The sequence below is a fragment of the Bacillus sp. Marseille-Q3570 genome (assembly GCF_946151055.1).
Taxonomy (GTDB): Bacteria; Bacillota; Bacilli; order Bacillales; family Fictibacillaceae; genus Pseudalkalibacillus.
On record NZ_CAMGYZ010000005.1, the window covers coordinates 49539 to 62183 of the forward strand.

The window sequence follows — 12645 nt, forward strand, 5'->3', positions numbered from 1 at the left end:
TTATTGGTTTGGGTCGCAATAATTCCGGATCATGTCGTGATTCGACACACAATCTCAGAGTCTATCGTGACCCTATGACAAAATAATGAAGATAATAGCAAAATAGTGCAGGGATTTCTGACTCTCTCATTCTGTATTAGGTGATAAGCTTGGATTGTTAGCGTTTACATTTTAATTCGAATAAGGGGGAACTGTTGGAAATGAAAGCGAAAAAACTGAAATTCATATCCTTATTGCTTGTCCTTGCGATGGTTTTAGCGGCATGTAATTCAGATTCCAGTTCAGGAGATGGAAAAAGCGACAAAGATGCTAAACTTGATATCTTCAGCTGGTGGACCGGAGCCGGTGAAGAAGATGGCTTGAACGCGTTGATCGAACTTTTCAAAGAGAAACATCCTGATGTGGAAGTGGAAAATGCAGCGGTGGCAGGTGGAGCTGGTACAAATGCGAAAGCCGTACTCGCGAGCCGTATGCAAGGGGATGATCCTCCAGCAACTTTCCAGGTCCATGGCGGAGCAGAACTGAATGAAGGTTGGGTAGCAGCTGGAAAAATGGAACCGCTGAATGACCTTTATGATGAAGAGGGCTGGAACGATAAGTTTCCTCAGGATTTGATCGATATGGTAAGTAAAGACGGAAACATCTACTCAGTTCCAGTAAATATCCACCGCGGAAATGTCATCTGGTATAATACGAAAGTTTTTGAGGAAAATGGCATCGAGGTTCCGACGACATTTGATGAATGGTTTGCGGCTGCAGACAAGTTGAAAGAAGCAGGAATCACACCACTTGCACTTGGCGACAAGGAACCGTGGACAGCTACTCAAGTTTTTGAAACGACTTTATTAGGTACACTCGGTCCAGAAGGCTATAACAAACTATTCACTGGTGAGCTTTCTTTTACAGACGCGAAGGTAAAAGAAGCTGCTGAAACATTCAAAAAGATGCTTTCTTATATCAACGAGGACCATAGCTCACGTAACTGGCAGGATGCCTCCCAATTGGTTGCGGAAGGTGAAGCGGCAATGAATGTGATGGGTGACTGGGCAAAAGGCTACTTCGTCAATGACCTGAACCTGAAAGTTGAGGAAGATTTCGGATGGACTGAAACACCAGAAACAGAAGGTGAATTCATGGTCATCACGGATACGTTCGGTTTGCCGAAAGGCGTGTCAAACCCTGATGATGTGAAAAAATTCTTGTCAGTTCTCGGTTCTGTTGAAGGTCAGGATGTCTTCAATCCGTTGAAAGGATCGATCCCTGCCCGTACGGATGCGGATGTATCCAAGTATGATGCATACGGACAAGAAACAATCGAAGAATTCAAACAAGCTTCTCTAGTACCAAGTCTTGCTCACGGATCTGCTGCTCCTGAAGGTTTCTTGACCAAAGTGAACCAGGCTGTAAACATTTTTGTGACACAACAAGATGTTGATCAGTTCATTGCTTCTCTTGATCAAGCCTCAAGTGAATTGAAGTAACAGTGAAATCAGAAGGGGAGGAGGTTATTCTCTTCCTCTTTTTCCACTTAAAGCAAGTACAAATCCTTTCTTCAGTAGAAAGGCAATTATGGCTCTACCCACGCTAAAGCTTCGGCCACGCCAAGTTTTCTTTAATGTAGGATTCCATTCAAAAGGAGGTTAAGGCATGGATCCGGTTCGATCATCAGTGAAACATACATCACCAGAATTGAAAGTCGCAACAAAAAGAAAGAAAAAAGTCCTGACGAAAGATCATCTGTTGGCAATCGGGTTTCTAACACCGTCCCTGATCTTGATCGCGGTTTTCGTATACGGGTTCATCGGATGGACAGGTTACGTATCGTTGAGTAATTGGAATAGTCTCGTCCCTGATTTTTCCTTTGCTGGACTTCAAAACTATATCTATCTGTTCCAGGATTTCCGTTTTCAGGCAGACTTGCGGAACACGTTGTTTTTTACGATTCTGTTCATCTTGGCGGTCATCATCATCGGAGTGGTCCTTGCGATCTTGTTGGATCAGAAAATCAGGCAAGAATCTTTATTCCGTAACATTTTCTTCTTTCCGATGGCCTTATCGTTCGTCGTGACAGGTGTTGTCTGGCAATGGCTTTTGAATCCCTCAACTGGGGTCAACCTTTTTTTAAGTAAAATCGGTCTGGATTCCAAATGGTATACGGATACGACAATCATTCCAGGGGTGTCATGGGGGAAAATCGAATTCGGTATTCCAGTAGCCATCATTGCAATCGTGATCGCAGCCGTCTGGCAGATGACAGGATTTTCAGTGGCGATGTATCTTGCAGGTTTGCGGGGGATTCCAGAAGAGGTAAGGGAAGCAGCCCGTATCGATGGAGCCTCAGAGTTCCAGGTTTATTGGAAAGTCATCCTGCCGTTACTTCGTCCGATCACAGTCAGTGTGGTGATCATCATGGCTCATATTTCTTTGAAGATTTTCGACCTGATTTATGCGATGACAGGTTCTGGAGCGAATTATGTAACCGACGTACCAGGCGTATATATGTATGAAACAACTTTCAGAGGCAATTATTACGCAAACGGGGCAGCAATCGCAATCATCATGTTATTGTCCGTTGCGATCTTCATCGTTCCGTATCTGATCTCAAGCAGAAAGGGTGAGTCCTGATGGCGATTCGTACAATTACACGGCCCCTTTTGTATCTGCTGTTGATTGCATTCAGCCTATTTTATCTGATGCCGGTTTATGTCATGTTGGTCACAAGCTTGAAACCGCTTGACGAAATTACATTGGCGCAAATGTGGCAGCTGCCATCTGCAATCGATTTCAGCAGTTATTCTGAGGCTTTTTCAAAGCTCGCCCCGAATTTGATGAATAGTTTTTATCTCGTCATACCAGCGACGATCATTTCAGCTTTGCTCGGTGCTTTGAATGGCTATGTTCTTTCGAAGTGGCGGTTCAAAGGCTCGAATACACTTTTTACAGCGATTTTATTCGGTATGTTCATTCCATATCAAAGTATCCTGATCCCGTTGATCCAATTTTTAAGGGAGATCGGTCTCTATAACTCGATTGCAGGATTGGTTTTCGTCCATGTCGTTTACGGACTTCCGATCACCACCTTGATGTTCCGCAACTTTTATGCAAGCATCCCGGAATCGATGATCGAATCGGCTAAAATCGATGGTGCCGGATTCCTGAGGATTTTCACCCACATCATGATGCCGCTGTCGATCACAGGGTTTGTAGTGGTAGGAATATGGCAGTTTACGAACATCTGGAACGAGTTCTTATTCGCCGTGACCATCACGACTTCGGACCAACAGCCGGTCATGGTAGCCTTGCAGAACCTATCAGGAAGCCAGATCGTGCAGTGGAATGTCCAAATGGCAGGTGCTTTGCTTGCAGCATTACCGACACTGCTCGTATACATCCTTCTCGGAAAGTTCTTCGTAAAAGGACTGCTCGCAGGATCAGTAAAAGGATAAAAGTACTTCGGTGCCAGGCACCATTTCAGAAGCCTTGGGGCAGAAGAAGTTTGGAACGGTGCCAGGCACTATTTCAGAAGCCTTGGGAGAGAAGAGGTTCAAAACGGTGCCAGGCACCATTTCGAAACCCTTGGGAGAGAAGAGGTTCAAAACGGTGCCAGGCACTATTTCGAAACCCTTGGGAGAGAAGAGGTTCAAAACGGTGCCAGGCACTATTTCAGAAGCCTTGTGAGAGAAGAGGTTCAAAACGGTGCCAGGCACCATTTCAAAACCCTTGGGAGAGAAGGGGTTCAATTTGGTGCCTGGTACCGGTTCAATGTTTGTTGAAGAATTCTTCTAGAATGAGGACGCATGAACCGAATGCTGAGGCATTTTCGCCTAGTTTTGAAAGGATGATCGGGGTTTCTTTCGCTTTTTTTGTCAATCCTCTTGAGTGGATGGTTTCTTTTATACCATCCATCAAGAAATCCCCAGCTCTGGAGACTCCTCCACCAATGATGATACTTTCAGGATTCAAGGTATGGATAAGATTGATCAACCCGATTCCTAAATATCTACCTGTCTGGTTCAGTAATTCAATGCTGAATTCATCCCCGGCACTAGCTGCTTCGTATACAACTTTACCATCAACTTTCTCAAGATCGTTATCAACCAAATCAAGAATTCTGGAGTATCTTCCTGTTTTCAATTCCTTTTTTGCGCGGTTTGCAATAGCCGGACCACCAGCGAGCGTCTGAAGGCAACCGTAATTTCCACAGGTACATTTGGGACCTGATAGATCGATGGTCACATGCCCGATCTCTCCGGCAATGTCACTCTCACCATGGAAGAGTCGTCCATTGATCATGATTCCAGCTCCGATGCCATGTCCGACGTTTACTCCTACGATATTATCCTCGTTGTTCCCATATCCAAACCATGATTCTCCTAAAGTCATCGTCCGTGCATCATTTTCAACTTTTATAAGCAACTCGAATTCCTTTTCCAGTTCTGATTTGATCGGGATATCATACAGCTGGAAGGACGGGGCGAAAAGGGAGATGCCTTTTTCTACATCGACGATCCCATGCATGCCTACTCCGATACCGATGAACTTTTTCGGGTCATTTCTCTCTGGCTCTAATAGGGTATGGATTCCTTTTTTCATGGTATCGAGTAAATCCTCTTTAGAAGGATGCTCCTTGATCCCCAAAACAGTTGTGTCTTTCATGTCTCCGAAAAGGTTCGAGACCACGAAGTTCATCTTGTATCTGCCAACGTCAATTCCAATCACATAAAACTGATCAGCGTTGATTTCAAGCAATGTCGGTTTTCTTCCCCCCTGGGAAGTCCCTTGTGTTGTTTCAATCACAAACTTACTTTCAATCAATTCCTTTACGATATTGCTTACTGTTGGTGGAGTCAGAGTTGTTTGTTTAGCGATTTCTGCTCTGGAAATCGGTCCTTTTTCCCGAATCATATTCAATATTGAACTACGGTTGATCGATTTCATCAACTGGAAGGTGCCTCTAGTATATTTCAACTGCATTGTATTTCCTCCGCGAGATTATAATTAAAATAATCATATCATATTCAGATAACTTAAGTAATTTAATTAAAAAACCAGGTGCATTGACAAAAAACCATAGTCTTCTATTTAAGTGAAGTCAGCTCATTTTTCCAAAGACAGAAGAAGGGATTTATGATACTATTAAGTTAATTAAATTAATTAATAAAGTTTATGCAACTTTGTATAGATACTATGGTGAGCTTTTCCAATAGTCAAAATCATATAGAACAGAGGTGGACCGGATGGAAGATTTGAAACGATGTTTTATTGAGCAATTCGGTGAACAGGGGAGTTTGACGTCATACTTCGCTCCAGCCCGTGTGAACTTGATCGGGGAACACACGGATTATAATGGGGGTCATGTTTTCCCATGTGCTCTTACATTAGGTACATATGCCGTTTCCAGGAAAAGGGTGGACCAAACCATTCGATTGTATTCGATGAACTTTGAGGAATCAGGCATCGTGGAAGTTCAAATCGATGAGCTGCGTTTTGCCGAGGACGATGATTGGGCGAACTATCCGAAAGGGGTTGCTGCAATTTTCCGACAAGCCGGATATGAGATCACCTCTGGATTTGATGTCGTCTTTTATGGAAATATTCCCAATGGGGCGGGGTTATCATCTTCCGCTTCGATCGAAATGGTGACAGCTGTCATGCTGAAAGATCTTTTCCACTTGCAAACCGACCAAATTGAAATGGTGAAACTCGCCCAAAAGGCTGAAAATGAATTCATCGGCGTCAATTGTGGCATCATGGATCAATTCGCAATCGGAATGGGGAAGAAAAACCACGCCATCCTGCTTGATTGTGACTCGCTAGACTACCAGTATTCACCGATCAATTTGAAAAATGAAAAGCTGATCCTCGCCAATACGAACAAACGCAGAGGGTTGGCCAATTCCAAATACAACGAAAGAAGACAGCAATGTGAGGCTGCATTAAGCGCTTTGCAAGAAAAGCTGGACATCCAATCCCTGGGTGACCTGGCTACAGAAGAGTTCGAAGCACACAAGCACTTGATACCCGACCAGATCGTCCGTAAGAGAGCAAAACATGCAGTCTACGAGAATAATAGAACGATAGAGGCAGTTGAAAAATTGAACGCGGGTGATATCAGAGGGTTCGGAAAGCTGATGAATGAATCGCACATCTCCCTGCGTGATGACTATGAGGTTACCGGAAAAGAACTCGACGTTTTGGTGGAAGCGGCATGGAATGAAGGAGCGATCGGTTCGAGAATGACCGGTGCAGGGTTCGGGGGATGCACGATCAGCATCGTTCCTGAAGATCAGATCGATTCTTTCATAAAAGCGGTTGGAAAAACCTATCAAGCTGAAACAGGCCTTGAAGCTGAATTTTATGTGGCTGATATCGGGGACCAAGCGAAAAAACTATAAGAGGAGGGAAAAGGAATGGCTGTATTAGTATGTGGTGGAGCAGGATATATCGGAAGCCATGCGGTCGCACAGCTGTTGGATCGGAATCAAGAGGTAGTCGTCATCGATAACCTGCAAAAAGGACACAAGCAAGCCGTATTGGAAAAAGCAGCATTTTATCGTGGTGATCTTAGGGATGAGGCATTCCTGGATTCTGTGTTCAAAGAAAACGGGATTGATTCCGTGATCCACTTTGCTGCCGATTCATTGGTGGGAGAAAGTGTGGAGGATCCCCTGAAATATTATGACAACAATATTTACGGAACGACTTGTCTGTTGCGTACAATGGGGAAGCATGGAGTGAAGAACATCGTTTTTTCCTCGACAGCAGCTGTCTACGGGGAGCCGGAGCAGATCCCGATCTTTGAGACGGATGCCACCGTGCCTACAAATCCCTATGGTGAAACGAAATTGGCTATCGAGAAAATGCTGAAATGGGCAGAACGGGCACATGGAATCCGGCATATCGTCCTCCGTTACTTCAATGTAGCCGGAGCAGATTCCGAGGGAAGGATAGGAGAAGATCATGATCCGGAAACCCACCTCATTCCGATCATCCTTCAGGTAGCGCTCGGCAAAAGGGATAACATCCTTATTTTTGGTGACGACTATGAGACCGAAGACGGGACATGTGTCAGAGATTATATCCATGTGACAGATCTGGTGGAAGCGCATCTGATCGCCATTGAAAAATTAAAGGACGGCCATGACAGCTCCATCTACAATCTTGGTAATGGTAAAGGGTTCTCGGTGAAAGAAGTCATTGAGGCTACCAGAAACGTAACGGGGCATGAAATTCCAGCCGAAGTTGTGGCAAGACGGGCGGGAGACCCTGCCAAATTGATCGCATCCTCAGAAAAAGCCTATCGGGACCTTGGTTGGGAGCCGAAGTACGTGGATCTTGAAGAAATGATCGGTACCGCCTGGAGATGGTTCAAAGAGAATCCGGACGGTTATGACCCGGAAAAATCCAATGTATGAGGTGAAAAATATGGACGTGGACATCTACAAGGAAATCGAACGTTTAATCCAGTATGGTCTGCAGAAGAACATGATTTCGTCTTGGGACGTCGATTATATACGAAATGCATTATTAGTGGTTTTTAACCTGGATGTATCCGAACCAGTGACCTTAGAAACAGAAAATCTTGAAACCCCGATTGATATTCTTGAAAATATGCTTGATTATGCAGTGGAAAATGTGTTGATCCCGGATGATACAGTGACCCAAAGGGATTTGTTCGATACAAGGATCATGAGCCGGTTAGTACCGCGGCCTGGAGAAGTCATCCGTCAATTTTATGAGCTTTACAAGAAAGCAGGTCCTGAAGAGGCGACCGACTATTTTTATGAGCTTGCAAAATCATCTCATTATATCCGGACAGATAGAGTCGCGAGAAATGTCAACTGGTCAAGCACGACATCTTATGGAGATATGGAAATCACGATCAACCTTTCTAAACCGGAAAAGGATCCGAAAGCGATCGCTGCAGCAAAAGAAAATACTTCAATATCCTATCCGAAATGTCTGCTCTGTAAGGAAAATGTCGGCTATGCAGGTAGACTTGATCATCCTGCCCGCCAGAACCATCGGATCATCCCCATTGAACTATCGGGTCAAAGATGGTTTTTACAATATTCACCATACGTCTATTATAACGAACATGCCATCGTATTCTCTGAAGAACACAGTCCTATGAAAATATCAAAAGAGGGGTTTGAGCGGTTACTGCACTTCGTAGAACAATTCCCCCATTATTTCGTCGGTTCCAATGCGGATTTGCCGATCGTCGGAGGCTCGATTTTAAGCCATGACCATTTCCAGGCTGGCCGCCATCCCTTTCCAATGGAAAAAGCTCCTATTGAGGAGTCGATGGTTTTCGATGATTATCCTGGTATCAAGGTCGGTAGGGTGAAATGGCCGATGTCCGTCATCCGCCTCCAGGGTGAGGTCAGGGAGGATATCGCGGATCTGGCAGACAAAATCCTTCAGAGCTGGAAGTCTTTTAATGATGAGAGTTTGGATATTGTTTCTGAAACGGATGGTACCCCACATAATACGATCACTCCGATCGCCCGAGTCAGGAATGGGGTGTTCGAACTCGATCTTGTCTTACGGAATAACCGTACGAGTCCCGTCCACCCGATGGGGATTTTCCATCCACATGAAGAAGTACACCATATCAAAAAGGAAAACATCGGGCTCATTGAAGTGATGGGATTAGCTGTCCTACCAGGTCGATTGGTAGAAGAGATGGAAATCCTTGCAGGCTACATGCTTGAAGACGAACTTGATAGTAAAGCGATTAAAGATGAACGGACAAATAAGCACGTAGATTGGGCAAAGCAAATCATAGCTACACATCCTCAATTGGACGAAAACAACATCAAGGAAACTATGAAACAAGAAATCGGACGAACCTTTTCAAAAGTGTTGGAACATGCAGGCGTCTTCAAGCGGACACCAGAGGGGAAGGAAGGATTCAGACGTTTCTTGAAGACGGTGGAGGAATGTAAGGTTGGAGGATTTAGATGATCAGACGTTCGACATTCAAGGGAATTGATTCTATTATTCTAGAAAATGACCAGCTTCGGGCTACGATCCTTCCGGGATACGGTGGGAAAATGGCGAGTTTCTATGATAAGGAAGCGGGATACGAGTGGCTTTTTCAATCAAAAGCGGAACAATTGAGGATTCCACCTTATGGAGCAGATTATGCAGCTTATGATTCCAGCGGTTTTGATGAAATTTTTCCTGGAATCGATCAGGGGCCACATCCGAATGATCTTCAAATGATTCCCGACCATGGGGAGGTATGGACATTGCCCTGGAATGTAACAGAGCGCGCCTATGGATTGGATCTTCAAGTGAAAAGTCGTGTCTTCCCCTATCGACTTTTTAAAAAAATCCGTTTGGAACCTGATGGGGTCGAACTGAGATATGAAGCGTTGAACGATTCCAATGAGGATTTTCCGTTCATCTGGACGGCTCATTCCCTCTTGAACATGAATCAGTCGACAACCATTGCCCTTCCAGATGGTTTGGGTGAAATCATGACGGTGGAACATGGATCGAAACATCTCGGTGAGTGGGGGACCATTCATCCCTATCCTTTGACGTCATCTAAAAAAACAGATCAGCCGATCGACTTGTCACGATTTGATCCTCTGGAATCCGATAATATGGAAAAATTTTATTTTACCGGTAGCCTGAAAGAAGGATGGTGCAGGGTTGTCCATGAGGATATCGGTAGATCGCTCACCTACCGTTACCCACCTGATAAGGTCCCATACCTGGGCATCTGGAAAACGGAAGGCGGTTACCGGGGAGAATATAATTTCGCCCTTGAGCCGTGTACAGGCGTTTATGATGATGTTTATGTCGCCAACAAAATTGACAAGGTCTCAAAGATCCCAGCCAATGGATCCTATTCATGGACGTTCACGATGGAGATAGGTTGAGTGGGGACGGTTCTCATGCTTCCTCCTGCTTTGGATTGGGGACGGTTCTCTTGCTTCCTTTTCGAAGGGAACCAGTGAGCACTAATCAATGTCGAAATAGAAAAGTGGACTATAGTCTGTCTCCCGACGCTTTTTGTCACAATTCGGATGTAAAACGCTTGTCGTTTTACTCCTTTTTTGCATTTAAAGAAAGTATAAATACTTTCTTCAAGGACAACTAAGCTCAGCATACGCCAAGGCTTGACCTTGCCAAGTTTTCTTTATTTTATAGTGGTGAATTTCCACATGAAGTTATTGGCAATACTGAACTTTAGGGTGATTTTTCTCCAAAACCAGCTGATTAAATGTTAAAGTATTTTGTAAAAGCAACTAATTGAGGTGTCGAGATTGTATAATGAACCTATTTTTCTGAAACCGGTTTTTAAAGATCGGATCTGGGGCGGGACGAAGCTGCGTGAAGCATTCGGTTATGAGATCCCGACCGAGACGACTGGGGAGTGCTGGGGGATTTCCGCACATCCGAATGGTCCAAGCAAAGTAGAGAACGGACCACTGAAAGGGAAGACGCTCGATCAAGTATGGGACGAGCACGCTGAACTTTTCGGAAACCAGGAAGGCGATGAATTTCCATTACTCGTTAAAATATTGGATGCGAAGACCGATCTTTCTGTCCAGGTGCATCCGGATGATTCGTATGCGCGCAAAGTTGAAGGAGAGCCGTACGGAAAAACGGAATGCTGGTACATCATCGATTGTGAACCAGGGGCAGAACTTGTGTATGGCCACCACGCCAGGTCGAAAGTTGAATTTGAACAGATGGTTGCGGAAAACCGATGGGATGACCTGCTCCGGAAGGTTTCGATCAAGCCGGGTGATTTCGTCTATGTGCCGAATGGAACGATTCATGCGATTGGGACAGGCACGATGATCCTTGAAACACAGCAGAGCTCAGACGTGACCTACCGTGTCTATGACTACGACCGCCGTGATGCAGAAGAGAATACGCGCGAGCTTCATATCGAGAAATCGATTGAGGTTGCCATGATTCCACATGAAGACGCGAAGTTCGAGCCAGTGGAGTCTGGGGTGGAAGGCTTGAAAGAGTTGAAGCTCATCCAGGAGAATTATTTTACCGTCTATCGTTGGGAGTTGGATGGAGCGGTTGAGCGGTACGAGAACCCGGCTTATCTGCTTGTCAGTGTTTTATCAGGTGAAGGTGAAGTGACAACGGAAGGCATTACATCCACTTTTAAAAAAGGCGATCATTTCCTCATTCCAGCAACAGTCAAAGACTTTTCATTAGATGGGAATGCTGAATGTATCGTGTCACATCCAACAGTATAATTTAGTTAGCCAATCGGTAGTATTATCGATTGGTTTTATTTTGGTCTAATTAAAGACTTGTCTTTAATTAGGTTTTCCTCCTAAAATAATATTAAATTCAGAAAATTTAATAAAAAGGAGGGGGAAGTTATGAAAGTTGAGGCAGGGAAAAATACACCATTAAAAGTTAAGCCAACAGAAACAGGAATGAAAAAGTGGCTTAAAAGCTTGGGACCAGCCTTAATTACCTCAGCTTTGGTTTTAGGTCCAGGTAGTTTAACGTTATCTTCTAAGTTTGGGGCTATTTATGGAATGAATTTGTTATGGGTCATTGTAGTAGCAATAGGGTTTATGATGCTGTTTACGGAAATGAGTACAAGAATCGGTCTTGCAACCAACCAATCCTTTATTACAGTTATGCGTAACAAATGGGGTAAAGGTGCAGGAATCGTCATAGGGATCGGTGCCTTTTTAGTTACAGCTTCGTTTCAGGCAGGAAATGCTCTCGGCTCCGGCTTTGCTGTATCAACCATTTTCGGAGGCTCATCTGCTGCTATATGGATTATAGTCATAACCATTGCAGGAATTCTATTGTTATTTGCTAAGAATTTTTATAAAGTTCTAGAAACCTTAATGATCGTGCTTGTTGTACTAATGCTTGGCTCCTTCTTATTTACGTTACTCGTCACCAAACCTGATGTTGGAGCAATTTTTTCTGGCTTTGTTCCAACAATTCCTTCTGGTTCGATGCCTCTAATCATTGCTTTTGTTGCAACCAGCTTTTCAATTGTCGGTGCTTGTTATCAGTCCTATCTTGTCCAGGAAAAAGGCTGGACCAATATAAATAAACGAGAAGGTATAAGAGAAAGCATCATTGGGATATTCCTTTTAGGGTTCATATCAGCAATCGTAATGATCTCGGCAGCAACCGTTCTTATGCCGCAAGGAATACAGATTTCCACCATCGGAGAGATGGGATTTGCTCTTGAACCTCTTTATGGGAATCTGGCAACTTTTGTTTTTATGATCGGACTTTTTGGAGCCTCATTTTCTTCTTTAACCGGAAATGCTACCATCGGTGGAGCCCTTTTATCTGATGCACTTGGCTTTGGATCCAAGTTAAAGGACTCTAAAGTTCGATACTTTATCATGGCTGTAATGATTCTAGGTTCAACAGTTGCACTTATTTTTGGTCAAATGCCGATTGAACTAATTATTTTTGCTCAGGCTATAACAATTGTAGTCGTACCATTTATCGCTATCGCATTAATGGTTGTTGCTAATGACAGAAATATTATGGGGGAGTTGAAAAACACTCCATTAAAAAATGTGATTGCAGTATTAGGAGTCATCGTATTAGTAATGCTTGCCATCAACAATATCTATAATATCTTTATCGCTTAAATGAAAATTTACTTAAAAGAGG

Annotated in this window: 11 protein-coding genes; 9 read left to right on the forward strand and 2 right to left on the reverse strand. The window is 44.0% G+C overall.

The window, feature by feature from the left end; genetic code table 11:
* The first annotated feature begins 200 nt into the window (after positions 1–200).
* The 3 genes from N8M93_RS10100 to N8M93_RS10110 all read left to right on the forward strand — a co-directional run bounded on the left by N8M93_RS10100 (position 201) and on the right by N8M93_RS10110 (position 3446).
* Positions 201–1481 carry an ABC transporter substrate-binding protein gene (locus tag N8M93_RS10100; RefSeq protein ID WP_261131522.1) on the forward strand — a complete coding sequence of 427 codons (1281 nt, stop codon included), beginning with the start codon at positions 201–203 and terminating at the stop codon, positions 1479–1481.
* 166 nt (positions 1482–1647) lie between these two features.
* Positions 1648–2625, forward strand: a complete 978-nt coding sequence (locus tag N8M93_RS10105; protein ID WP_261131524.1) for a carbohydrate ABC transporter permease — start codon at positions 1648–1650, stop codon at positions 2623–2625.
* Complete coding sequence (locus tag N8M93_RS10110) at positions 2625–3446, forward strand: carbohydrate ABC transporter permease (protein ID WP_261131526.1); 822 nt, start codon at positions 2625–2627, stop codon at positions 3444–3446. Before N8M93_RS10105 ends, N8M93_RS10110 begins: the two co-directional genes overlap by 1 nt.
* Here the strand turns inward: N8M93_RS10110 and N8M93_RS10115 are convergent.
* Together N8M93_RS10115 and N8M93_RS10120 are read right to left on the reverse strand one after the other, a co-directional pair.
* Positions 3432–3710 carry a hypothetical protein gene (locus N8M93_RS10115; protein WP_261131528.1) on the reverse strand — a complete coding sequence of 93 codons (279 nt, stop codon included), beginning with the start codon at positions 3708–3710 and terminating at the stop codon, positions 3432–3434. The genes N8M93_RS10110 and N8M93_RS10115 overlap by 15 nt on opposite strands.
* 49 nt (positions 3711–3759) lie before the next feature.
* Complete coding sequence (locus tag N8M93_RS10120; RefSeq protein WP_261131530.1) at positions 3760–4974, reverse strand: ROK family transcriptional regulator; 1215 nt, start codon at positions 4972–4974, stop codon at positions 3760–3762.
* Between the two features lie 263 nt (positions 4975–5237).
* Here N8M93_RS10120 and N8M93_RS10125 point away from each other — a divergent pair, with 263 nt between their 5' ends.
* The 6 genes from N8M93_RS10125 (at position 5238) to N8M93_RS10150 (ending at position 12623) form a co-directional block, all read left to right on the forward strand.
* Positions 5238–6395, forward strand: a complete 1158-nt coding sequence (locus N8M93_RS10125; protein WP_261131532.1) for a galactokinase — start codon at positions 5238–5240, stop codon at positions 6393–6395.
* A 15-nt stretch (positions 6396–6410) separates the two neighbouring features.
* Positions 6411–7415 carry a UDP-glucose 4-epimerase GalE gene (gene galE / locus N8M93_RS10130; protein ID WP_261131534.1) on the forward strand — a complete coding sequence of 335 codons (1005 nt, stop codon included), beginning with the start codon at positions 6411–6413 and terminating at the stop codon, positions 7413–7415.
* A gap of 10 nt (positions 7416–7425) precedes the next feature.
* A complete protein-coding gene (gene galT, locus N8M93_RS10135) occupies positions 7426–8970 on the forward strand; it encodes a UDP-glucose--hexose-1-phosphate uridylyltransferase (protein WP_261131536.1) in 1545 nt (514 codons plus the stop codon).
* Entirely contained in the window at positions 8967–9896 is a 930-nt protein-coding gene (locus N8M93_RS10140) for a DUF5107 domain-containing protein (protein WP_261131537.1), read from the forward strand. Before galT ends, N8M93_RS10140 begins: the two co-directional genes overlap by 4 nt.
* 387 nt (positions 9897–10283) lie before the next feature.
* Positions 10284–11240: a mannose-6-phosphate isomerase, class I gene (gene manA / locus N8M93_RS10145; protein WP_261131538.1), complete on the forward strand. Its 957-nt coding sequence runs from the start codon at positions 10284–10286 to the stop codon at positions 11238–11240.
* Between the two features lie 129 nt (positions 11241–11369).
* Positions 11370–12623 carry an Nramp family divalent metal transporter gene (locus N8M93_RS10150; protein ID WP_261131540.1) on the forward strand — a complete coding sequence of 418 codons (1254 nt, stop codon included), beginning with the start codon at positions 11370–11372 and terminating at the stop codon, positions 12621–12623.
* Positions 12624–12645 lie beyond the last annotated feature (22 nt).

Bases quoted from the DNA above. Each gene is read 5' to 3' on its own strand.
- N8M93_RS10125 (WP_261131532.1), top strand. From the start codon at position 5,238: ATGGAAGATTTGAAACGATGTTTTATTGAGCAATTCGGTGAACAGGGG.
- N8M93_RS10105 (WP_261131524.1), top strand. From the start codon at position 1,648: ATGGATCCGGTTCGATCATCAGTGAAACATACATCACCAGAATTGAAA.
- N8M93_RS10100 (WP_261131522.1), top strand. From the start codon at position 201: ATGAAAGCGAAAAAACTGAAATTCATATCCTTATTGCTTGTCCTTGCG.
- N8M93_RS10140 (WP_261131537.1), top strand. From the start codon at position 8,967: ATGATCAGACGTTCGACATTCAAGGGAATTGATTCTATTATTCTAGAA.
- galE (WP_261131534.1), top strand. From the start codon at position 6,411: ATGGCTGTATTAGTATGTGGTGGAGCAGGATATATCGGAAGCCATGCG.
- N8M93_RS10110 (WP_261131526.1), top strand. From the start codon at position 2,625: ATGGCGATTCGTACAATTACACGGCCCCTTTTGTATCTGCTGTTGATT.
- N8M93_RS10115 (WP_261131528.1), bottom strand. From the start codon at position 3,710: ATGGTGCCTGGCACCGTTTTGAACCTCTTCTCTCACAAGGCTTCTGAA.
- galT (WP_261131536.1), top strand. From the start codon at position 7,426: ATGGACGTGGACATCTACAAGGAAATCGAACGTTTAATCCAGTATGGT.
- N8M93_RS10150 (WP_261131540.1), top strand. From the start codon at position 11,370: ATGAAAGTTGAGGCAGGGAAAAATACACCATTAAAAGTTAAGCCAACA.
- N8M93_RS10120 (WP_261131530.1), bottom strand. From the start codon at position 4,974: ATGCAGTTGAAATATACTAGAGGCACCTTCCAGTTGATGAAATCGATC.